A 25213-nucleotide genomic window follows, 5' to 3' on the forward strand; every position below is an offset into this window, starting at 1 on the left:
CTTATATTACTGAACAAACATTAAAGGAAGATTAATGTGCAAAAAAATAAAGTGAAACTTTAATCAGCCCTCACCAATCGGGCTTTTACGGGCAGCCCGACTCCCACCTAACTCTCTCGCATTCGCCGAATTTTGAGGTAGGAGTCTTACTGCCCGTTAATGCGGGATAAAATGATATAATTAAATAGTTTCTAATCTTTCTTTAATGTTTCGGAATTATAGTGATACATATAAATAAGAAGAAAAGGAGAATGTTAATGCGAGTTCTTATTGTCGAAGATGAAAAAGACTTACAAAATATATTGGTAAAACGATTAAATGCAGAATATTATAGTGTCGATGGATGTGGGAATGGAGAAGATGCTTTGGATTATATAAGCATGGCTACCTACGATTTGATTGTGCTTGACATTATGATTCCCGGAATAGATGGTTTACAAGTATTACAAAGATTACGTGCGGACAATAATACAACTCCTGTCTTGCTTCTTACAGCTAAAGATACAATTGATGATCGCGTAACAGGACTCGACTTAGGTGCGGACGATTATTTAGTAAAGCCCTTTGCTTTTGATGAGCTGTTAGCAAGAATTCGAGTGTTGATGCGAAGAAAAACAGGAAATACATCTAATGTGTTTGAAATCGCTGACCTAGTGGTGGATTGCAATATGCATAAAGTAACAAGAGGAGGTCAAGTTATCAATCTTTCCAGTAAAGAATTTGCTATTTTAGAATATATGATTCGTAAGAAAGAAGTTGTGTTGACACGAGATAAAATTGAGCAACATGTGTGGAATTACGACTATGAAGGTGGCTCGAATATTATTGATGTTTACGTCCGCTATCTTCGCAAAAAAATTGATAGCCAGTTTGAAACGAAGTTAATTCATACAGTACGAGGAACTGGTTACGTATTGCGAGTAGAATCATGAAAAGACTATCAATAAAAATGAGAGTGACCCTATGGTATACGGGGCTAGTTGTAATTATTATGGCACTCGTGTTAGCTTTTATTTTAACTTCTTCAGATAAAGTTTTGCTTTTTAATATGAAAAATCAATTGAAGAGCACAGTAAAAGAAAGCATTGAAGATATCGAATATAAGCATGGACAGTTAAAGATTGCCGATGAATTTGAAGCCTTAGAAGATGGAGTAAATATCATCATTTATAGTAAACAAGGTGAGCTGCTGGCAGGACATAATCCAACAACCTTTAATAAAAAGGTATCGCTTAAATCCGATGAAATACAAACCATTAAAGACGGTAATAAGGAATGGATAGTATATGATTTTCTCCATAATGTAGGCGGCGATGAGCAAGTCTGGATTCGTGGCATAATGACCATGAATCAATTATCATCGACCATGAATACGCTTATTGTGGTAACACTCATCTCATTTCCATTACTTATTCTCATTGCAGCAGCGGGAGGATATTTTATTACGCAAAGAGCGTTTCGACCTGTGCAACAAATGAGTGATTCAGCCAGTGAAATTGGTGATGGTAAAGACCTTTCGAAGAGAATTAATTTACAAGGTTCATCGAAAGACGAAATGTATCATTTAGCACAAACTTTTGACAAAATGTTTGAGCGATTGGAGACATCATTCGAAAGTGAAAAACAATTTACATCTGACGCATCTCATGAATTAAGAACACCAACATCTGTTATTATTTCGCAATGCGAATACGCTTTATCGCAGAGGAATAATCCGAAAGAAATGGAAGAATCGTTAGAAGTAATTTTAAGGCAATCGCGTAAAATGTCCGCGTTAATCTCGCAACTCTTATTATTAGCACGAGTTGACCAAGAAAAGCATAATACTTTTCAATTTGAATGTATCAATATGAGTGAATTAACGGAAATCGTTGTAGAAGAGCTTTCATTAATGGTTCAAGAAGCTTCGATTAATATAACAACACATATAGAGGAAGACCTGTTTATTAAAGCAGATCAAACATTGATGATGCGTTTATTAATGAATTTACTAACGAATGCGATTGCTTATAGCAAAGCGAACGGCACTGTGAATATGCAACTGTTCCGGGATGAAACCAATATAATAGGTAAAGTCTCCGATAATGGCATAGGCATCAGCGAGCAACATATTGTGAAAATATGTGACCGCTTCTATCGAGTTGACGCAGCACGAACATCTTCAAACAATGGAAACACAGGTTTAGGATTGTCGATGGTAAAATGGATTATAGAACTACACGGAGGAGAAATTACCGTTGAAAGTGAATTAGGAGAAGGCAGTACTTTTACATTTAAACTACCCATTGAAAACCGAGCATAATGTATGCTCGATTTTAGCTTTAGAATAAAGATTGATTAAAAAGCTCTCTTCAGTCCTTATTTAAAAGTAAATACAAAAACTCCATTTTGAAAAAAAGCGATCAAAATGGAGTTACTCTTTTTAGCTATATATGAGATTTTATAAAACCATCTACTTAAATCTATTTTCCAAGTATACCATTCAACAATCTGAAATATTCTAATCAACACAATCACTCATTTAACTAAAAAAATTGGTTAATTGCATAACGCTCTTCTGACTTTCCTTGCGAAAATTAGTGGATCATCAACGTCTTCGATATTAACGTAAATTAAATTTGGATCATCACATAACCACTCATTGTGTATAGACGAAACGATTATTCCTTGTTTAATAATTGTAGCAACAAATTCAGTGACTTCCTTTTGTAAGAGTGCTATCCGCCCTAGACATAATGCCCGTCCAGTTTTATTATCTCGTGATTCGAATGAGAAGGAAGTTGTTACTCTAAAACGTTTCCCCAAGATTGTTGCTTGTATTTCATCCCGATTTATTGTTGCCACGCATTTTCCACCGGCGAATCCTTCTTGGCCACCGATAATTCTTGCAAACTGTTGACAAATTAATTCATCATTAAACGCCATACCTTTAATCATCCCCCCTTTTACTGTTAGGTTATGAATGAATACATCGGTCTGAAACGGTAATGAATCTATTCTATTACAAAAAAGATGATGGCAATCTAACGAAATCTATTAGCTCAATTATTCTTGATTATTTGAATTAACTCGGCTATATATGTTAAGACATTTTTAGAGAGCATAAAAAAGACACCCTAAGGTGCCATCCTCCGACTTGAGAATCATATCTATGTATGGAGAAATTTAGAAAAGAGAAACTTCTAACTATAACTTATAGAGCTCTTATACCATGAATTACTTACATACATATTTCCTTATTTACCCGAAGAAGAATCCCGTTATATTACTTTCTGATCAGTCTCGTTAAAGCCATCCCAATAAATCCAGCACCCATCCCTATTAGCCATCCAGCATGAGTATCACCTAATATAGATCCCACTCCTCCGCCAAGAAACATGCAGCCAACGAATACTAATCCTCCAATTCCCCAATTCGGCCGTTCCATAATTCAATCACATCCCTTCAATAAAACATATGCAATTAACTAGCCTAACTTTCTTGCATAGGATAGTTAATTATTTTGCTTAGGTTTAGCACTTTCAGGGAATTCAAAAGATGCGGAAATTGAGCCATTTGAATGGATTGCAGAAGGTGAATTTAATTTTTTTATATTATAATAACTTAACGAAATCTGTTAGCTCAATTATTCTTGATCATATGAATTGTTACCAGAGTTTAAATGGTGCAGAATTTTTTTGTTATAAGGTGTTTTTCCTTTTCAGCTTGATGGGTATGGGGTACTACTCTATCGCTATTAAGTTAAGAAACACATTCTTTCCTAAATGTTCAGTTAAAAAATGTCTTAGACTGCATTTAGTTGGTATAACTAGATTCCTCTATTCTAGTTTTCTAAATGTAATACTGGAAAAGATTTAACCTTGTCATTGGAGGGCACATATATTCATGACAATTAATTAAAATAGATCCTGCACTATGAAATAAATTTTTAGATAAACCAAAATAACAAGCAAAAAGCCCCTTCAAATTTGAAGGGGCTTTTTAGTATATAGAAATTAGCTTAAATCAAAGATAACATTTCTTGAAAGGGGGCATTTTTATATTATTCAGGTTTATTGAGGAGCCTTCGTTTGAAGCAACTTTAACCCCATACCAATAAAAATCATTCCAGTTACTTTATTTAGAATCATCCCTACCTTTTGATTTCCTCTTAATTTTTTTGTGACATATGAAGAGAAATAAGCAACAAATAAACACCACAATAATCCAGTGACTGTAAAAGTAATTCCTAAAATGATAAAAGGCATAGGGCCTGAAGCCTTTGTATCTATAAATTGCGGAAGAAACGCAATAAAGAATAAAGAGACTTTTGGATTCGTGAGACTTGTTAAGAGTCCTTGTAAATATATCTTTCTAATGTTCAATTTATTGGATGAGGCTTGGAAAGCTACATTTGTTTTATCAAGTATCATTTTAATCCCTAAATATACAAGATAGATAACACCTATAACCTTAATGGTGTTAAATAACACAATGGATTTGGTAAGTATAATAGATAAACCAAAAGCAACCAATAATGTATGAACTAAAGAACCAGTAATAATACCAAAAACAGAATACACACCTGCTTTTCTACCTTGTGAAATACTTCTTCCCACAATATACATGGTGTCTGCGCCAGGAATTAGATTTAATAAAATCCCTGTTAGTAAAAACACTTCGTAATTAATAATACCGTACATTCTAGCACCCCTATCTATTTTTTTGGTGCCCTTATTGATATTAAATTAAATAAAAGAAAAAGAAAAGTGTTTTCTATTTATTCAATAAAATTAATGTTTTTTTAATTTACAACCAATAAAACTGATGGAGTGTATCATTCGTATCGCGGACCTAAAACTCACTATTGAATAAGTAAAACCCCAGAAATCCAAAGGTCTCTGGGGCTTCATTATATATTTAGCTCTTTTTGCTTTTTGTTTTGTTTATGTCTATGCAGCAATTTTCGACTTATGAGAGAAATCAGTAATAAGATCAGTATTAGTACGAAAAGTTGCATAAATGATAAATCAAAATATTTAGCACCTGTAACTATTAAAAGTGTAGAAATCGTACCTTTTACAATGAAAAAAATAATAATCCATAATCCGCCTTTTTTCCAGTTCATTTTTATTTTACCCTTTCCTACGCTTAAATTCTTAAATGGGACACCTTAATAGAAATCTATTATATTAATAAAAAAGTAAACTTTTTCACAAAAATCATGTCCAATTACATGCGACGATTTCATAATAAATGAAAATGATATTCAGTGTCAATTTTATTGACTATTTGAATATCTATTTATCATCTCAATCTCTTTCTACTTCGTTTCTTATAGGCAATGAACTCTTGTTTTCAAACAAAAAACACCTCAATTGAATTTGCACACTAAATATGCGAATTCAAGAGGTGTTTTTTCATGTACCATCAGATAAGATTTCCTGCTTTATTTATTTCTTGATACGTAGCTATTTTCTAGTACACAATAACTGGATCATTAGTGTTCAAACTATCATATACAGTTTTTGCAACATTAGGAAGAAGGTTTACACACCCGCCTGATCCCCCTGTTAAATAAGCATTATTTGCCCAGTCTTTTCGCCAGCCGGCATCATGGAACCCTTGACCGCTATTTGTGAATGGAACCCAGTAATCTACTTTAACTGCATAATCAGCTTTACCTACTGCGCTGCCTTTGAGCGTGTATGGTGTTCGTTTATATAAGACGTACCACACACCTGGTGATGTATCTTCACTCGTGCTATGTTTACCAGTTACTACATTTGTTGTAACTACTAATTTCCCATCTTTGTAAATCCAAATTTGTTGATCCGCAATTGAAACTTCCGCATACGTGTCTCCGATACCATTATTCGATGTTGTTTCATAACCGATACCTTCCTTCTCCCAACCATTTCCGTGAATATTAGAAGCAGAAAGCGATTTTTCGCCTTTCTCAAAGGCTTGTTGAACTTGTTTTGTTTCTTTTTCCACATCTAGTGCCCAGCCGTAGCCTTGTCCTTTTACTTGTATAACCGAACCGGAATGAGTTTTAAATGTGAAATCTTTATTTAATGTTGATTTAGCGTTATTAATTTCAGCAATCTTATTTTTAATGTCGCTCGCATCGATTGTAACTTTCATATCCTTTGACATAGAGGCATTTTGAATTAAATCTTTCGCTTTTAAAGGATACACTTCATTCTGCACTTTATACTCAACAGACTGCCCAAGAAGATTCTGTAGTGCTTTCTCCTCTTTTTTGACAATCGGATCGTCTTCTTTAATAGGCTTTATGTATGTAGACTTCAGATGAATTTCACTTTTATACTTCTGCTTGTCGTAATCTTTCAGTAGACTAGTAACGTCATACTGTTTTCCATCAACGCTCTTCGAAATAACAACTTTTCCTTGTTCAAGCTTCGCCATAGCATCTTGAGGCGCTTTTAATTTTTCATTCATAGAGATGAGCTTTTCTTCTACAAGTTTTTTCATCGTTTCACTACGATACTGATCCGCCTTTTCCGGTAGCACTGAATATTTTTTTTCCTTTGAGGAAGGGAAAAATGTCCACTGGCTTTTTAATAGTTTCTTAACTTGAGGAAAATCTTTTTCCGTAAGTTCCGTTTTTGTATCTTTTTCATCTAAAATTTGTTGTTGATCAACATAGACTTTGTTTTCTAGTCCAGATGCTTTTAATTTCTGTATTGCCTGATCAGCGTTCAGACCACCGACTTTTGTGTCATTAATCGTAACATTTGAATTGAAGTGAGTTGTCTGATAATAACTCATTCCTCCAATGAGAAGTACAATTACACCAACACCCGCTGCAATAAGCTTCCAATTTGTAAAACGTTTGCTTGATCTTACTCGTTTTCTCTCAACTTCTTCAACTGATTCATTTATTGGATTATTGTTCATCAATCTTTCCCCCGTATACATTAACGTCAATCGATTTTAAACTAAAACCATTGACTAGTGTACCTTATTTTTCCTAAAATTTCATTATTTTTAAAAAGATTTTATCGCATTTAATTAAATTCGGATTTTTCAATAGTACGATACATTGAATAACCCTTTACAAGTAATAAAGTGAAACTTTAATCAACTGTTACACCAAGGGATTTAGCTAAATCTCTTGTGAAAGCTTTTTCTCTTTACGTAAAATACGAAGTATGTTCTCCATTTTTATGAACATCACCCCTAATTTTGCCAAAAACTTTTACATTATTAGTTTATATAATTCTGTTATTAATATTAATTTTTTTTTACATTTCAAAAAAAATAAACGATAATCCTTCTACATCTTAGATAGAAAGAATACCATTTTTTCGTTTAGAGTATTTGTATATACTTCCAAATATTAAGACGCTAGCATGGATGATGCCCCCAGGTATGAGAATCTAAAGTATTTGAATAAGAAACTTTACTCCGTTCGTTATAGTTATTTACATCATAATATAATTATATATATTTCTATCTTAAGGACTGAAAATAGCTATTTTAAAATATAGTTGCTAATTTTATTTCAATCTTCCTTGCACCCAAGTAGCAATATCATTTATAACATACTCAGGGATATTAGCAGGACTATAATATTCATCCGATTTACTTAATTCTCCATCTACTTCTGTAAAGAAGTGATTTAACTTTGGATATAGTCGATAATCAATGTTATCTCTCTCTTTTAATTGTTCTTTCCAAAAAGGAATTTCAATTTTTGATGGAACTCGATCGTCTCTTTCTCCTTGAAGAATAAGAAGCGGTGTTTTTTGTTCTTTTGACATTTCTGCTGCTTTAATTTTACGGATAGAATCCCAATATACTGGTGGTCCTAAAGAAAAATCCTTTGGAGGATTCTGACTAGAGAAATTAGGATCCTTTAATAATTTAAATTGCGATTTGTAAAATTTATATTCTTCTGGTTTCATTTCTCCAATAGAAAGACGATACTCAAGTTGATCTAAAACATTGTCTGTGAATGCCTGGGCCGCTCCTCCCATCACAATTGCCCCAGCAATATTTTGATTTTGATTTTGATTTTTTTCAATTATCCTCGGAATCATCATTCCACCTTGACTATGACCAAGAATATAAATTTGATTCTTATCTATCATAGGTTCATTTTGAAGAAAATGATTCACAAGAAGAGCATCATCTGTTGTCTCTTTATCAACTGTATAAAAAGGACTAAGTTCTGTTTTCAATCCATGTTCATAGGTTCGTTTATTATAGCGAAGGACAGCAATGCCTTTCGAGGCAAGACCTTCAGCTAAATCGCGAAATGGTTTTAAAGCATACGTTGCTGAATCCTGATCGGCTGCTCCAGCTCCATGAACAAGAATAACCGCTGGAAAAGGACCCTTTCCCTTTGGAATAGATAATGTTCCTGGTAATGGAAATGCACCACTTCCAACTACTACTTCTTTATCAATAAATGATTCAGGCTTACTATATGATGGCCGATCTGCAACAGGACTAAACGACATACTGAGTTGAAAATCATCTATTTTTCCAGATGGATCTAGTTTTATTAGTAAAGGTACAGTCATTTGTTCAAAAACTAATTTAATCTCTACATTTGTATGAACAGGATTTGTCTCTTTTTTGTGTAACCTCTCCAATTTCTATAAAAGAACCTTTTTGTAATTGCGTAGGAAGTTCCTCCCAATAGTTCTTCAGCCATTTTTCGGATATTATTTTCTGTAATGATCGAGAAGTTAAACCAAATGCAGATTTATAATCTTCAGCATGCATAGAACGGATAAATGAAAGAGTAGTAGATATAACAGAATTTTCATCTTCAATATTGTCTATTTTTTTTATATTTGTGTTTGTTTCCTTTAATGTCGATTTAAATGGGTGGCTGAAGGGGGTATTATATGTATTTGGATATAAACTTGTTTTCAACACGTCCTTATTCCGTCCCTCGAACAAGTTTGAATAATCCTCGAAATTTTTAGGTGAAATTACTTCCTCCGCATATGAAACCGAAGGAATAGTTATCGCACAAATTGCACTGACAAGTAATAATTTACTCCCTATTCTTTTTTTCGTGCTCATATTTATTAATTCTCCCTTCACAATTAAAATTTTTAATACAGCATGCCTAGTACTATAAGGAAATAGAAATTTTCAAGGTAATTAATAATTTACTTTACGATCCCCCCTAACAGGTTAAAAAGCTATTATAAACAAACTTTAATATAAAATGCCTTCTCCCTCTTTTTCCACATGTATGTTAACTCTAGAAATTACTTCTTTTCTTTAAAACACTCTTTTTACTGGTTTGTTTTTCATATATAAGTCGTACCTGTTTTCCCCTTCGCGCTACTTTATATTTTTATCATATACAATGAAAATCTCTTTTTCCTTACCTATTCCTTACAAATCCCTTACATCCAGAATCACTTTTATAATAGTGCTGTAGGAACCTCTGTGCCCGAAAGCGCAAAAAAAGAAACACCGATGTTATTTGCTTTGGTGCTTCTTTTTCTCGCTTTAAATTTTGATTATTTTTCTTGCTATGTAACACAAATTACATTGTGCTGTCTGGAACACTCCTAACGTTGTTAAAATCACTTGTTTCAATAGTAAAATTTATACTAGAGGGTACTCATATCCAACAGTTTAAGAAAAAGAAACGCCTCAAAACAAAAAATGAGCTGACTTCTCAAAATAACTAAATGTAGAGACAGAAAATTTTCATTTAAGGGTGACTTCAAAACCATTAACTTAAGAAACGGATATTCTCCAGAACGAAAAATAAGAAGATTTCTTTCAAAATACTAGCTTGATGTACATTAATTGGCACCATAATATGATTGAATTAAACTCATTACAAACAGCTAAGAAAGTGATTGCTGGAATAGAAGTTATGCTTATAATCAAAAAAGGACAAACTCCCCAAGGGGAAAAGTTTGTCCAATACCATAATCGCTCTTGTTTAATAATATTTAATTCAGTTCCGCTAGGAATTTTTCATTCTTTTTTCATATCCCACTATTTTTGCATCAGAACTAACAATAGTAAATTAGAATAACGACTTAATACTCGCTAGGACAGTAAGGATACCTATAACAATAACAAATACATTGCTCATCTTCCCTCTATATTTAGCTAGTACAGGCACTTTACGAATTGCATACATTGGTAATAGACATAAGATAGCAGCAACTAACGGACCGCTAAGGGCATCAATGATTCCAAGAATACTTGGATTTGTATAAGCAACATACCAGCATGTTAATACGACAAAAGTAAGAATCATTGTCTTAACTGTTTTTTCTCCTATATCTTTCCCACGTTTTTTACCGGACTTGATAATCATGTCACGCATTACCTCATACGCCCCTATATAATGGCCAAGGAAAGACTTTGTAATAGCCACAAATGCAATGATAGGAGCCGCAATAGTGATTACTGGTGAATTAAGCTCATTAGCAAGATATGATAGGATTGACAAGTTCTGTTCTTTTGCCACCTTAAGATCATCTGGAGTCAAACTTAAAGTACTGCTCCAAACAAAGAACATAACAACAGCGAATGTCATGATATAACAAACTTTTTGTATTTGAGCACACTTGGCATCAGTAGCATCTATTCCATACGTAGCTCTCTGTTTCATAACGAATGACGAAATCATAGGAGAATGATTAAACGAGAATACTATGATTGGTAGTATCATCCATATTGTTCCAAAATATCCTGTTCCAGTTGAAGCAGTAGAAACACTTGAAAAACTTAGCATTGACGTATTCCACTGTGGAATTAAAGATATTGCGATAAAAAGTAGAGAAACAATGAAAGGATATACTAGCATGCTCATTATCTTTACAGTAATATCTTGACCAAAATTTAGTATAGCGATAAGACCGAGTACTAATACAAGCGATAAAATGGCCCTTGGAGGCTCCTGCATGTGCAATTGATGCACGATAAAACTATTTGCAGTATTTGTAAGTGCAACCGAATACATCAGCACGATCGTATAAATTGAGACGAAATATACTATGTTAAAAATGATACTTGCCTTATTTCCGAAATACTCTCTTATAGTACCCGTAATCCCCTCATCAGCAGAATTAGAAGCGTATATCATTTTAGCAAGCGCCCTATGTGAGTAATACATAACTGGATATGCAAGTATGGTAATTAACAGTAATGATAATAAACCACCTGAACCTGCATTAATAGGTAAGAAGAGTACTCCTGCTCCAATTGCTGTTCCAAATAGACTCAATGCCCAGGTAGTATCCTGTTTATGCCACTTTTTAGGGTCTAGATATTTCTCATTTTTTACTGCAGTATTATCAACTTGAAATTCTATGTTTTTTGCAGTATTCCCATTCATATAATAATTCCTCCTAGTTTTCTATTCTTACTTCTCTATTTAAGGCATCGGAATATAGACCGTTCTTGAAAAATGAATTGCTTATAAAGTGCGCCACATCGTATATCCTTCTTCTAAGTTAATCAAAATCAAAAAATTGGCGAAGCATCAACCTGACGGGGTTGTTACAAATTATAAAATATCCCAATTATATAGTGGTATATTTTATTAGTAATTCCCCCAATATACAGACATCCTTAGGCGAGCAATAGAGAATATATTGTTAACTATTTCACAATATACCCGATGATTGTTCATTGATTTGATTGTTTCTCTCCAAAGATTTTATTTTTAATGGCAATCCCTGTAGGTGTAGCTGCAATTCCACCTAAACCTGTCTCTCTTAATTCGCGAGGCATTTGTCTTCCAACTCTATACATCGCTTCAATAACTTCGTCAGCATTGATGATATTGTTTACGCCGGCTAATGCGATGTCCGCTGCTGCTAAAGCATTTGCCGTTCCAATGGCGTTTCTCTTTACACAAGGAATTTCTACCAAGCCAGCGACCGGATCACAAACTAAACCGAGTAAATTTTGTAATGCAATCGAAAAAGCTACAGAAGATTGCTGTGGCGTTCCACCTGCAGCTTCTACCGCAGCTGCAGCCGCCATCGCTGAGGCACTGCCTACTTCAGCTTGACATCCTCCGTACGCTCCTGAAATACAAGCGTTGTTTGCGACTATCGTTCCAAATAACGCTGAAGTAAATAGAAAATGAATCATATCTTCATGACTTAACTGCAACGTATCTTTAATACTAAATAGGACTCCCGGAATCGTCCCACTCGCACCTGCTGTTGGAGTTGCACAAATAGCTCCTAATGCAGCATTTACTTCATTAACACCGATAGCACTTTGGATCCCTAACACCATCAAATCTCCAGAAAGGGTTTTCCTATTTTCTCGATAGTTTTTAATTTTAACAGCATCACCTCCGGTTAAACCAGTTGGAGAAAATACACCGTCGCCCTCGATACTTTTATTTATAGCATTTTGCATAGTCGCTAAATTTCGTTCCATTTTACTCCAAACTTCTTCATAAGTAGATTTAGTTTGTTCAATTTCCTGTTCAATTGCTAATTCATAAATTGTCTTTTGGCTTTTATTAGCTGCATCCACAATTTCTTTTATGGCCATATACATATTTTTTCACTCCCTAATGTAACTAAAGAATAATGAGCTTAGCTATATTGCTTAAATTTCCTAATTCCTCCTGGAGATTACCAGGCAATAGCGAATCCAATGCGAATGCATATAAATATTTCCTATTTCCTTCTAAACTATGAAAGTTATTAATTTCTACATCATATTGTTTAAAGATCCTGCGTAAAACAAATTCAAAGTCAGCTCTTTCGGAAATTGCAATAATGACTGGCAATGGCCCCTGCAGATCTAAACTAAATCCGTCAATTTCAACATGTTTGATTTCAATTAATCCACCGCCGACAGAAATACCCATCGTTCTAATACTTCGACTTTCATCCTCTAAATATACATCTGCCGTATTTGGATGATCAGCAGGACTATCACCCGCTTTTTCAATAAAGGTAATGTCGATCCCTTTAGATTCTGCTATTTTAATAGCATCTGGCACTTTGCTGTCATCGGCTGCAAATCCTAGTATCCCAGCAATAATCGCAAAATCAGTTCCATGTCCTTTATGGGTTTCAGCAAATGATTCATAATACCTTACCACGACTTTTTTTGGAAGACCTTGAAATAATTTATTGGCTACTGTTCCAATAGCCAAAGCACCTGCAGTATGTGAACTTGAAGGACCTATCATTATGGGCCCAATCACATCAAAACAACTTTTGTATTTAACAACCTTTTTTTCCTTGATAGATGCTACATTCATGTTCATATAAGCACCCCCATAATTTATTATTTTTAATTGCAGTTGAATCTACGTTATTAAAATGACTGATTCAAAACGAGGCCTCGTTGAAGGCGCTTTCATTATCGTGTCAAATACACTTTTCCTTTTGATCACATACCTTTCTTAGAGTAATCATGTCAGTATGTCCAAATTTAAAAGGTTACTTACAATGTCATTAGGATTTTTGCAAAAAAACTAGGTTTGATACTTTCTCTAGAGGTAATAAATTCTTTCTCGACGCCCTCATTATAGCTTGTATATTTATGAGTGCAATATTTTTTTATTTTTAGAAAGATTGAATAAACAGAATCTTGAATGGGTAATAGATTACACTTAGCATGTAGCAATTGTGTCCTTTGTTTGAAGCTGTATTAGTTAGTAGAAAAGCAAAAATAACACAGAGTTCCTTTCATTAACACATTGATTATATTGGAAAATCATTATAATGATACTTATATTATCCTTTGTTGAAACATTTAATTTTGGACATGAAAGCTGTTGCAATAAATGATTAATATAGATAGCAAGTAATAAATTAATGAACTATAAAATCATTTTTGAATATTAATCATTAATTTTTCATTAATATTCATTTTTCAGAAAAAAGGAACTTCTTTTTTTATAATCTTAACTTAAAGTAATATTTTGGTAATACCCAACAATTTACACCATCCCCTTTACAGTTATGGAAACCCTAATTAGATTTAAAAAGAGAGAAGAGCTCATCGATGCTCCTCTCTCTTTTTTATTTACTTAAGATTACTATTCAAATTGCTTATTGCATCTTTAAGCTGACTTTTAAATTATAAACTTTAATTTCCATACTTCTTTACAAGCCGATAAATGAAAAAAGTATATGTTCCTTCAAAATTAAGTTATAAAAGAGTTATGTTTTCCTGTAACATATTATTCATCCTTCTATTCACAGACAGTACGCTTCCACACTAAATAAAATCTCTCCGTAAACGTCCAATAGCTCTAAAATATACAAATATTGAAGCATATGAAAAAAACACTCTTATGAGTGCCCTTCTTAGCAACTAAGTCCGCTGCAACTATTATCATTACCCCGATGAATTTTGCCTGTAAGAGGAAATTTTAAGTTCATATTTAATTATTAAAATAAACCGCACCAAAGTTTTCATTAAATCTTTTACACCAAACAGAAACCGAACCATATTCACTTACATCTATCCCTTCAGGAATTTCATAGTTTTGGTCTCCTTTATTTCCCTTTAATTTTCCTAATTCAATATACTGATAGTTTTTCACGTCTTCATTATTTTTTAAGCGATTTGTAGGAACTAATACAACTCGTACATCTGGCCCATTAGATGTTGCAAAATCAGAAAGTCGTAAAACACTTTTTCCATCCGCTAATTGGTAAATTTTTGCCGTTCCAGTTGTTTCATGGACACCGTTTTGAAACTGACCTTCCCTTATTACTCGATCACTTTGTTGCCTTACTTCAGTTGATTGTATCTCTGCTTGTGGCAATGATTCATTTACGTGCTTATCAATAAATAATTTCTCTGGTCGGAACAATGACCATAAAATCCCCAATACAATTATCAAACCACCTATAAGCCATACATATTTTCTTTTCATAAAGTAAAAAACCTCCTGTAACATACTGTGTAGTAGTATGTTAACAAGAAGGTCTTTCATTTTTCTAACGTAAATGTTACAAAAGTCTTTCAGCCGTCTTATTTTTTTACTGATGTGATGGGAAGAGTGAACCAAAATTCACTTCCCTGCTTACCATCTGCGCGATTCCTTACACCAATTTCCCCTTTGTGCATTTCAATCAATGATTTTGCAATAGCTAATCCAAGTCCGGAACCTCCAGATTGTGAACTTCTTGATCGATCTGTTCTAAAAAAACGTTCAAATACGCGTAATTGATCATTTGGAGAAATTCCCATTCCTTCATCCCGCAAAGTGAATTGGACCTGTTGAGTTGGTTTATTTTCCACTACAGTCAATTCAATTGTTCCAGAGATAGGAGAATATCGAATTGCATTATGTAATAAATTACCTATGACCCTTTCTATTTTACAAGGCATAATCAAAAGTCGAGGTAATGTATCAGGGACATCCAATTGCACATGGATTTGTTTGTCTCCTAATAAGACAGAATGTGACTCTAATACATCTAATAGAACTTTATCTAAATGTGTGAAACTTGGGTGAAAATCTACTTGCTCAAACTCTAACTTTGAAAGATCAAATAAGTCGTTAATTAATCCATTTAATCTTTCTATTTCTTTTAAAACCGTTGCTAAGTATTGCTTTTTCATTTCAGGATCTTCAATCAGGTTATCTTGTAATGCTTCTATCATCATTTGCATGCTAGTCATAGGTGTTCGTAAGTCGTGTGAGATATTGGTAATTAGCTCCTTACGAGAGTTTTCCTGTTCCTCTAACTTAGTAAACCCTTCTTCTAATTTTTTTGCCATCTGTTGAAAGGCTGTTGCCAATTCTTTAAACTCACGTGGTTCTTGCCCAATTATATACATCGTTTCAAAGTGTCTATCACTAAATTGTTTCGTCAATTTTATTAAATTTTGTATAGATCTCATGATAGGACGTGTCATTAACCAATAAATAAACGTTGAAATAATGAATGCCACAAATGCAATTACTGTTAATAACCGCGTTTGTTCCGGTTCAAGTAACATTTTCGTATCACTATACCATATAGCAATTACCATAATACTAGTACTTAATAGATTCATGAGTAACAATTGAATACGTAATCTCATGTTTCATTTCCTCCATTTGGCTCAAAGCGATATCCTATACCCCAAACCGTATGAATCCAACGATTCTTTATCGTATGCTTCTCGAGCTTTTCACGTAAACGACTCACTAACACGGTAACTGTGTTTGATGCTCCTTCATGTCCAAAATCCCAAATTAATTCAAGAAGCTGCGAGCGAGAAAATACTTGTTTTGGATGCTTTGCCATGAGATAAAGTACCTCAAACTCTTTCACCGTTAACTCCACTTCCTTATTACAAACAAGTACATATCTTGTCTTTGGATATATTTTTAAATCTGGAAACTCTATCACTTCCAATAAGGATTCTTTCGCTTGTATTTGTACATGGCTTCCTCTTCTTAGTATAATTTGAACCCTTAATACTAATTCACGAGGGGAAAATGGCTTTGTTAAATAATCATCTGCCCCCATTGTTAAGCCTAAAATTCGATCCCTTTCCTCTCCCTTAGCAGTTAACATAATAATAGGGACATTTGATTGTTGACGAATTTCCTCGCATAATTCCCATCCATCTTTTTTTGGCATCATCAAATCTAATATAATTAAATCTGGTTGATGTGTAAGAAATAAATCCCAACCTTCTTTACCATTTACAGCGGTATAAACTTCATATTCTTCTCTTTCTAAATACCGTTTGCATACTTCTCGAATATTTTCTTCATCTTCTACGATTAAAATTCTTTTCTTCATATACTATCCTCACTTCTTTTTCACCAATAACAAAAAATTTATTTTTTCTATTATCCAATAAAAATATCTTTATAGGTAAAGATATAAAAACTAATCACATAAATAAATCAGAATTCCACATTTCACCCTCGAAACGAATGAAAATTCGGAAAATAAATCATGTAATACAGATAGTAATCTTAACATTTGATTACTTATATGACTAGATAAGTATTTAAAATAGTAGTTTCTAAATCATATATAAATTAAAAGGAATGAGTCCGATTCAACATCGAACTCATTCCTTACTAGTAACCTAAATTTTTGTATCTAACTTTTCAGATGCAATTCATTTCCGGTTCTCTTTTCAAACTTAGCAACAGAACTGTTACCTATCACTGAGCTCTTGATAGATTCCATGCTATAGTATCAGTCCCATTCTCTCCATTACCATATTTCATATAATCGATTAAATATCCTACCTTTAACTTATTACCATTAGATAGTATGTTCCATTGCTTATGGTGTCCAGTGAAATTCTTTGGATATGCATGATTAAATTTAAAAGTACTTGCGTTCTGTTTTTGATCTAAATGGATATAACTATCTTGAAGTTTTAAATATGCATAATCTGAATAAATAGGATTTTGAAATTTAATTAATACCTCTTCATCCTTTTTAATTGGTTTTCCAGGTTTAGGTTGACCTACTCTTTCAATAATTACATTCACTTTTTCATCGCTAGATTTTTCAGCCCAAAGATACTCCCATTTATTCCCTGCATGATGACTTCCCAAATAAGCTGTATTTCCATATGAAGCCACGGTATAAGGAACTCCTTCTGTAACAAATTCACCTGAATTATCTACTACATAATCTTCAAATTCTTTATTAGCTTTAATTTCAGTATCAATCTTTTGTGTAGGCGTTAGATTGTGTGCGTCATTGATTTCAAATGTAACTTTTCTGTGCGCAGCAATTTCAGATTTAATAGGGTGTATATTTTCTCTAGACTCATATGTAAATCCATTTTCACGTTTAACCAGTGTTACTGTTTGTGACGGAGCATTCCATTTCTTACTATAAGTAGTAGGAATATCTTTACTCACTCCAAATAAACCAGGTAAAATTGTTGCCCTAATCTTTTGCGTCACAGAATCATAACTACCTTCTACTAATGTTGGTTGCTGTAGTTTTGCAAAAGCTCCGTGTACAGAGTCTTTATGTAAATAACCGCGATCTCCCTGTCCCGCTTTTAAATCGTTCAATGCATCAGTTCCATTATTAGCTGAAACCACTGATACGTTATTAGTACTTTTAGCCTTGTTTACAATATGATTTACTTTTTTCGTATCTATATTTACCTGTTGAAAAACTTCGTTATAGGATAAAACTGGCTTATCAGCAAGAGATTTGTCTTTAGGAGTATATACCCTAAACTTTGGTATATTTCCTATATCTGTTTCTAATTGTTCAGTAGCTGCATTTACTCTAGACTCATATCTCCCTGAATCCCCCAAATGCATAATTTCTTCACCTTTTTCAATAGATAAATCCATTGTACTTGTAGGTAAAACTTCAATCGAAAGAAGTTCCCCTTGTTCAACAGCTTTCAATTCATCCAAAGATAAGACAATATTCGCATCTGCTTGTCCTTCTAAACTGTCAATTACTACTTCTGTTTTATTCCGTCCACCTTTTTCTGTACTTAAATAGTTTGCTTTATAACGATCTTGTGTTGCCTTTACAGTATTAATAATTTTGTTTCCTAAACGAATATTAAAATGAGGCGATACATTTTCAGCGGATGCTGTGCCTACATTCTTATATTCCAGATGTACTCGTACTTTTGCTGCGTTCGCTGTATCCACAGTTGTTGCGGTAGACCAATCAAAATTATTTGTATAACTCTCCGTTTCAGTAGTTGTTTTTGAATATCCGTATCCCACGTTTGCTGAAACACTTCCGGAAGGAACAGGACCGGCTGCTGAGCCTTCTACACCACCTGAACCACTTAAACCTACATTAAATGAATGTTGTGTAGATACACTTTTTTCCCATCCTCTACTAACTGATCCGCCATTATTATCCGTAATGGTTGCAATAGGAATTACTTCAATTCGTTTGACACCAATTTGCAAATTCGGCATGTTGGCAACTATCGGATTGAAATTAGTATCAGAATCGTTGTTATAATTCTCAACCTCATACATATCAGTAAAAGGATCACCATCCGTATTTGCATTCATAGGATTCGATATAAATTTTGGTTTCCCTTTATCCTTCTCGGGATCCCATGCTTTCGCTTCATTTTTTCCAGTTTGTGAATTGAATTCAATTTTATATCCATTAATCTCTAAGTCGTTGGAAATACCATCTTTATCCCAATCGTTGTTTGCCATTTCAATGTTTTGTGTAATGAGTGAACCTATTTCCCCATCAGATCCGAGCGTGAAATTCTTATCTTCTTTTTTTACATTTGCATTCTCTTTGAATATTTCAACTGTACCTCCTGGATTCGGTTGTTTTACATCTGCTAAAGCAGGAGATGCTAAAGTCAGTGCCATCGATACACTACCTAATACACTAATTGCTGGCTTCAATTGTTTCATTGTTATTTTTCCTCCTTGGTTTCTAGGTCCATTAGAACACCTACTAGTAAGATTAATTTCATCATATATAACAAATCTTTCTTTTCTCTCTCATAACTGTTAAAAAAGTCTCTCGTAAATATTACAAAACACTTACAGAGTTTATAAAATCTATATATGAAACATCAAAAAGCCGTAATATGAAGAATCGATTACAATATATACAAAAAAGCAGCTAGCCAAAGCTAACTGCTCACTAACTTATAAAATTTCAGTAAAAGAATGTATTAATTTTGAAGTGTGCAAATTGGGAGAGTGACTTCAACTATAGTCCCCTTATTCACTTCACTCTCAATAAATACCTTCCCCTGGTGTGTTTCAATAATTTTATAACAGACCATTAATCCTAAGCCGATTCCCTCTTCCTTAATACTGTAAAAAGGTTCTCCTAAATATGGTATACGTTCTTTTGGAATCCCACATCCTTGATCGATAAAGCGAATCCTTATTTGATTATTATCAAGTTTATCAAATTGAATCAAAATTTCTCCTCCTGTTGGCATGGATTCAATTGCATTTTTTATAATATTAACAAATACTTGTTTTAATTGATTTCCTTCACATGGAATCAGTGGAATACCAGGTGTAAAATCAATTCTAATTTTTATATTATTCATCATTGCTTGAGGTTGCAGTAGCATTAAAACTTGATCCATTAGCACACTAATATCATTAGGTTGTATCTTTACCACCTGTGGTTTGGCTACCGCCATAAATTCATTAGTAATACTTTCTATACGCTCAATCTCTGATGATACTATATTTATATAACCCCGATTATTCTCAGTTTCCGTTGATTTTAGTAATTGCATAAACCCTTTCATTGCGGTTAATGGATTATTAATTTCATGAGCCATTGCAGTCGCTAATTGTCCTACGACAGCAAGTTTTTCAGATTTCCGTAGTAATTCTTCTGTTTTTAGCCGTTCAGTGATATCACGAGAAATACTTAGGAAAACTTTTTTACCATTTAAGTTAAAAACACCGACACTAAACTCAGTTGTTATTATTTTTCCTGTTGGAAAAACATATTCATCTTGCAAAGTGAAGGAAGTTTGTCCCTCTCTAATTTTTTCTAACAACCTTACAATCATTTTAGAATCTTGTGGTACTACATTTGGAAATGGTAACGAGAGCAGCTCTTCTCTACTATATCCAAATCTTTTACAACCAACAGGGTTTACCTCAATGAATCGACTTGGAACATGATTTTCATTCAGCTCTACTACATATACTGCATCAGTTGCTTGTTCGATTAGTGCACGGTACTTCATTTCACTATCTTTTAATTGTTGGTGTAATCGATGTCGTTCTCTTTCTGCTTGTTTTCTTTCAGAGATGTCTCTACATATTGCAGATAAAGCTATCACATTTCCTCTTACGTCTAGTATAGGAGAAACTGTCAGACTGACATCAAGAAGACTTCCATCGTTACGTCGTCTAAAAGTTTCTAATCTGGTAACTACGGATTCCCCTGTTAGAATTTTCTGAATATTTTTAAGTGATTCTTCCATTAAGAAATCTGGTACACAGGGTAATCTCTTACCTATGATTTCTTGTAATGACCATCCAAATATCTTTTCATAAGCTTTATTTGCTTGTAAAATATGCCCTTCTCGATCAGAAATGGTAATAGCATCTACATTATGCTTTATAAATGATTCTAGTAATTCTTTGGTAGCTCTTAATTCTGATTCTACCTTTTTCCTTTCGGTTATATCGACTATAGAACCAACAACTTCCATAACTTGTCCATTTCGTTTAATCGGCCTAAGTGCAATAAGAATAATCGTTTTATCATCTGGCCAGGGTAATTCGAATATAATTTCTTTCCCTTCCCATGCCTGAAGATAATACTTCATCAATTGTGGAACTAAATGTGGTGGAACAATAGAAGCATCAATAGTCCGTAAGCTTTTCCCTACCACCTGTTCAGAATAAAATCCTTTTTGATAATAAAACTGTCCATCACATAAAGTGTGTATAAAGTGCTTACCCACTTTTTTAAATTTAAAAATCCCTCCTTGAAGCTCATGTACGGTATCTGTGAGTTCTTGCTTGGATTTTTTTAATTCCCGATTCATTTTAGATAAGTCCTGTGTTAAATAATATAATCTCTGGTAGGCTTCCATAAGAAATAGCCCAATTAAAAGCCCTAAAGCTATATATAATAAGCCTCCAGTGTAAAGTAACTTAGTATTAAAGAATACACCAACTAACCACTTTATTCCGACAAAAACAGAAAAATATAAAGATGCACTTTTAAAAGGATGAAGGTTTTTAAAATATGTTTTAAAAGTAACAAATAGGATACCCAAACCTAAATAAGCAATCACAGGAGGTTCCCAGTAACCTCCAATGTAAAAGATACGCATGATAATAATGCTAATTAATGTAATCCAACCAGCAATGCGACCAAAGTAAATAAAAGATAGAATAAGAGGAACAACTCGAAGATCGTAGGAAAATCCCATGTATGGAAAAGAAAAGAGCATCAAAGTAACTGCAATAATCCCTCCATAGAATTTTTCGAAATATCGCCTGGAATGAATCAAAAACACTTGAATAAATATCGCTGCGCTAACTAATAAAGAAAAAATAGAAAGATTGATGAAATAGTCTTTAATAATCATGTAATGTCCCTCCTTGCATTAAAGATATATTCGACAAAAAAACAGAAAATCCTACAAATAGTACAAACAGTTCAGGTGTAAAAAATATAATTCCCTACATGACAGTACATGTAAATAGTATCATATTGATTCAAATCGAAAACCAAGGAATCTTCCATTTGAACCTTCAAATACCCCAAAAATAAGGTGTTTATTTAAATGTTATGTACAAAAAAACGTAGGAATATTTAATTCCTACGTTTTTTATAAATTAATCAATTCCTTCACTATTACAATTCTTCAAATTCCTCAATTTCGGCTTTTCGCTTTAAAAATATTGCAATATCTTTATTCTCTCTTTTTATTGTATTTGCAATCTTTTGGTTAAGCCATACACATAAAGCAACCAGCACCTTGATTCAATATTCACTTTTTTGCTGTACAAATTCTTTTGCTTTAGCTAGGTGTTCTAGTAAATAAGGAGCCTTATGCCGTTCAATTTTTCACTTAACTTGGTGTCTAGTTTAGTGTACCATGCCCATCAACTTAAGAAAATAGATTCACCCCAAAACGAAAATTCTATCCATTGTTGTCTATTAATAACGAGAATTATGTAAATGAGCTGTCCATATGGGCAGCCTATTGTATTTTTTGCTTAGGGTGTTTTTATGTAGTGCTTGATGAAAAAGTAAGAAATAATCTTTAATTATGTACATCGCTTTATATTCACTTAGTTCTTTCTGTTTCTTACGTAACAGGAGTTCTCTCATTTTAAACATAGTAGAAGAACATAATAGGATACTAATGAGTTGTCCATAAAGGTGGCATTCTAATCGCTCTTGTTTTTGATGCATATTCATAAAAAGCACGTCACCCTTTCTCATTAACATAAGAGAATAGTAACGTGCTTTTAAGTTTAAGAATAGTCTAAATCCTTAAGTTGATGGGTACGGGGGGGTACTCCTATTAAAGAAAATTCCCATTCTAAAATTGAAGATACTTGTAAATTTAGTACGAATCTCAGTTGAACTCCTGTTACTTAATTGTCCCCATCCCACCAATTTTCACATTTACCTTGACGTTTACATCGCCCTTTGCTAATTCATTATTCCATTTATTTTGGACTTTTTTCCATTCTGGATATGTGTAAGTTCTTGCATATCTCCCAAGCCCAATAGGATCAATATTGGCAGTTTGTATTTTCTTTATTAATTGCTTGAAATCAGCTTCCAGCTTAGTTTCAATCGCCTTTTGTAATTTTACTCCATCCTTTCTTGTATTGAACGAAAAAAGCTGTTCTGTAATGCCGACCTTCATCTTTATATCTGTATTAAATATAAATTTATTATCATATCTTGCCTTTGTCTTTACTTTAATGTTATAGGCAGCAAAGCTTATCCAATCTTTATCCTGGCTATCCGACTTTAGTTTAATTGGGATTGTAAATGAAAAATCACCTGTAGTTCCTTGTTGCAAAATGCGTAATAGTTTGTTTTCATCAGGTTTTAGCGTTAATTTATGCCTTCCTTTTTCATCTAACAAAGCTGTACCTGCCACAAATATTTTATTCGTTTTTTTCATTTCAGTAATATTCGCTGTTACCCCTTTGTCTGCCATTTGTTCATGTAGTTCTTGAAGATTTGTTTTTACTGTGATATTTCTTAAAGAGGCTGTATCAACTAGTTTTGTTAAATATAGAGGAAGACGCGGCTTATCTTTTGGGTTATAAAAGATGACGTCCGAAACAGGTCCATCAACAGCAACAACCCTTGTAGTAACTGTATTTTTGGGGTCTCGTTGAAATGGATCGAGATATTTCATCCAATTTTTTTGTTTCAATAGCCGTTTTCCAACTAAAATCACCTGTGTTTTACTTCCCGAGGTAAGTGCCATAACAGTAGCATCAAATTTGTCTCTAGAATTTCGAATCGTAGCAGATTTCACACCCGTAACTTCTTCTTTTACCTTGGCTTCTTTATTAAAAACAGGACTTGACATGTACACCAATAGATTATTATTACGATCTAAATCGATACCAAGTACAAGAGTAAGGGAAACATCTTCAATATTTGTTTGATCAAAGCATCCAGTCATCATGAACACCGATAACAAAATACAACATAGTACTTTTCTTTTCAATGTATCTTCCCCCAATGAGACTTCTCATATAGCCAGCCATACATCCATAAAATGATAGGTAATATATAGGTTAACCCAATCCCAGCATTCGATAACACCTGTAGTCCCGTTTCGGCTTGATTCCAACTAGGACTAATCCAGAATACGAAGCCGATAATGAGTAATAAGAGAATAACTACATGAGAGCTGTGATCTTGTTTCCCAAGTAATCGGCTTGAACAAAATACAGAACAGAATATGGCAGGAATCCAGCATGTAGAAACAACGGGCAAGTAAGTAGCCAATAAAATCATGTCAAAACGTTCTAAAAACCGAAATTCAATTACTTTAAGTAAATTTAGTACCGGTTGGTTAAATTGCGTAATGCTATCAGGGCTAAAATAGGCAAAGCAAACAATAGTAGCGAATAAATAAAATAACATCGTTAAAGTGTTTGCAATAACCATTCCATGGACTGCATACTGTTTTTTTCGTAAAAAGGGATATAAAAAGAACGCAATGTCAAATCCTAAATAAGCATAGATAGTGGTCGGCACAGCCGTTAATATAGGCTTCCACCCCTCTTTTAAGAGCGGAAAGAATGGCATCCAACTTCCGTTCTCTTTAAGAGGTACCAAAAAAAATAACGGAATCCAAAGCAACATATAAAAAGTAAGTTCGGAGTACCGCCCTATAATACGAGGGCCGTTACGTGCGACAAGAAAGGTAGGAATCGAAAACAAAAAGATAACTAGATAATCAGGCGTTTTTGGAAGAAGCCATCCCTTAAGATAAAGCATAGCGTTCACAAGAACAGTACAAGAATAAAAAGCGAAGTACATCATGTAAATAACAACAAGTGTTTTCCCTATTATTTTCCCGAAAAATCGTATAAGAATTTCGTAAAGTGTGTCCTCGGGATATTTTGCAGCTGTTTTCACAATAAAAACACCTGATATTGTGGAGAATATCCAGCCAATCAATATAGCTATCCATCCATCTGTTCCAGCTTTTTCTGCAAGCACACGTGGAAGAGATAGAACGCCAGTGCCGACCTGCATTCCATTGATTAAAACAATATACTGCATAAGAGTGATGTCATTATAGGCATATTTTTTCATAA

At 33.6% G+C, this 25213-nt stretch carries 17 protein-coding genes and 3 pseudogenes; 3 read left to right on the plus strand and 17 right to left on the minus strand.

Annotated features, from left to right (window positions below; genetic code table 11):
* Positions 1-257: 257 nt before the first annotated feature.
* Together QCI77_RS15730 and QCI77_RS15735 are read left to right on the plus strand one after the other, a co-directional pair.
* Positions 258-932: a response regulator transcription factor gene (locus QCI77_RS15730; RefSeq protein ID WP_353825212.1), complete on the plus strand. Its 675-nt coding sequence runs from the start codon at positions 258-260 to the stop codon at positions 930-932.
* Positions 929-2302: a sensor histidine kinase gene (locus QCI77_RS15735; RefSeq protein WP_353825213.1), complete on the plus strand. Its 1374-nt coding sequence runs from the start codon at positions 929-931 to the stop codon at positions 2300-2302. The genes QCI77_RS15730 and QCI77_RS15735 overlap by 4 nt, the downstream gene beginning before the upstream one ends.
* 236 nt (positions 2303-2538) lie before the next feature.
* On the opposite strand, the gene QCI77_RS15740 is transcribed toward QCI77_RS15735, so the two are convergent.
* From QCI77_RS15740 to QCI77_RS15765, 6 genes and pseudogenes are all read right to left on the minus strand, one after another.
* Complete coding sequence (locus tag QCI77_RS15740) at positions 2539-2937, minus strand: DUF1259 domain-containing protein (protein WP_353825214.1); 399 nt, start codon at positions 2935-2937, stop codon at positions 2539-2541.
* Between the two features lie 328 nt (positions 2938-3265).
* Positions 3266-3427, minus strand: coding sequence for a hypothetical protein (locus QCI77_RS15745; RefSeq protein WP_000441003.1), 162 nt, complete (start codon positions 3425-3427; stop codon positions 3266-3268).
* 625 nt (positions 3428-4052) lie between these two features.
* On the minus strand, positions 4053-4682 hold the full coding sequence (locus QCI77_RS15750; RefSeq protein WP_000274249.1) for a LysE family translocator: 630 nt from the start codon (positions 4680-4682) through the stop codon (positions 4053-4055).
* A gap of 209 nt (positions 4683-4891) precedes the next feature.
* Positions 4892-5107 carry a hypothetical protein gene (locus tag QCI77_RS15755; RefSeq protein WP_002017170.1) on the minus strand — a complete coding sequence of 72 codons (216 nt, stop codon included), beginning with the start codon at positions 5105-5107 and terminating at the stop codon, positions 4892-4894.
* Positions 5108-5457: 350 nt separating this feature from the next.
* On the minus strand, positions 5458-6903 hold the full coding sequence (locus QCI77_RS15760) for a L,D-transpeptidase family protein (protein WP_353825215.1): 1446 nt from the start codon (positions 6901-6903) through the stop codon (positions 5458-5460).
* A 602-nt stretch (positions 6904-7505) separates the two neighbouring features.
* Positions 7506-9045 (minus strand): annotated as a pseudogene (locus QCI77_RS15765) (alpha/beta hydrolase).
* Between the two features lie 754 nt (positions 9046-9799).
* Between QCI77_RS15765 and QCI77_RS15770 the strand changes: the two are divergent.
* A pseudogene (locus QCI77_RS15770) lies at positions 9800-9910 on the plus strand (IS6 family transposase); the annotation flags it as partial.
* A gap of 105 nt (positions 9911-10015) precedes the next feature.
* Here the strand turns inward: QCI77_RS15770 and QCI77_RS15775 are convergent.
* The 11 genes and pseudogenes from QCI77_RS15775 to QCI77_RS15825 all read right to left on the minus strand — a co-directional run bounded on the left by QCI77_RS15775 (position 10016) and on the right by QCI77_RS15825 (position 25211).
* Positions 10016-11335 carry an aromatic amino acid transport family protein gene (locus QCI77_RS15775; protein ID WP_060749931.1) on the minus strand — a complete coding sequence of 440 codons (1320 nt, stop codon included), beginning with the start codon at positions 11333-11335 and terminating at the stop codon, positions 10016-10018.
* 293 nt (positions 11336-11628) lie between these two features.
* Positions 11629-12519, minus strand: a complete 891-nt coding sequence (gene sdaAA, locus QCI77_RS15780; protein ID WP_002128063.1) for an L-serine ammonia-lyase, iron-sulfur-dependent, subunit alpha — start codon at positions 12517-12519, stop codon at positions 11629-11631.
* Positions 12520-12541: 22 nt separating this feature from the next.
* Complete coding sequence (gene sdaAB / locus QCI77_RS15785) at positions 12542-13240, minus strand: L-serine ammonia-lyase, iron-sulfur-dependent subunit beta (protein ID WP_060749929.1); 699 nt, start codon at positions 13238-13240, stop codon at positions 12542-12544.
* A 1125-nt stretch (positions 13241-14365) separates the two neighbouring features.
* A complete protein-coding gene (locus QCI77_RS15790; protein WP_060749928.1) occupies positions 14366-14863 on the minus strand; it encodes a DM13 domain-containing protein in 498 nt (165 codons plus the stop codon).
* Positions 14864-14961: 98 nt separating this feature from the next.
* Entirely contained in the window at positions 14962-16020 is a 1059-nt protein-coding gene (locus tag QCI77_RS15795; protein WP_002128066.1) for a sensor histidine kinase, read from the minus strand.
* Positions 16017-16730: a response regulator transcription factor gene (locus QCI77_RS15800; protein ID WP_002017159.1), complete on the minus strand. Its 714-nt coding sequence runs from the start codon at positions 16728-16730 to the stop codon at positions 16017-16019. The genes QCI77_RS15795 and QCI77_RS15800 overlap by 4 nt, the downstream gene beginning before the upstream one ends.
* A gap of 374 nt (positions 16731-17104) precedes the next feature.
* Complete coding sequence (locus QCI77_RS15805; protein ID WP_353825216.1) at positions 17105-19321, minus strand: binary toxin-like calcium binding domain-containing protein; 2217 nt, start codon at positions 19319-19321, stop codon at positions 17105-17107.
* A 266-nt stretch (positions 19322-19587) separates the two neighbouring features.
* Complete coding sequence (locus tag QCI77_RS15810) at positions 19588-21993, minus strand: PAS domain S-box protein (RefSeq protein WP_353825217.1); 2406 nt, start codon at positions 21991-21993, stop codon at positions 19588-19590.
* A 614-nt stretch (positions 21994-22607) separates the two neighbouring features.
* Positions 22608-22817: pseudogene (locus tag QCI77_RS15815) on the minus strand (IS4 family transposase); the annotation flags it as partial.
* 190 nt (positions 22818-23007) lie between these two features.
* Positions 23008-24111 (minus strand): Ger(x)C family spore germination protein, encoded by a 1104-nt coding sequence (locus QCI77_RS15820; protein WP_044444146.1) that lies wholly within the window; start codon positions 24109-24111, stop codon positions 23008-23010.
* Complete coding sequence (locus QCI77_RS15825) at positions 24108-25211, minus strand: GerAB/ArcD/ProY family transporter (RefSeq protein WP_044444145.1); 1104 nt, start codon at positions 25209-25211, stop codon at positions 24108-24110. Before QCI77_RS15825 ends, QCI77_RS15820 begins: the two co-directional genes overlap by 4 nt.
* Positions 25212-25213 lie beyond the last annotated feature (2 nt).

The sequence above is a fragment of the Bacillus cereus group sp. MG9 genome (assembly GCF_040459995.1).
GTDB lineage: Bacteria > Bacillota > Bacilli > Bacillales > Bacillaceae_G > Bacillus_A > Bacillus_A mycoides.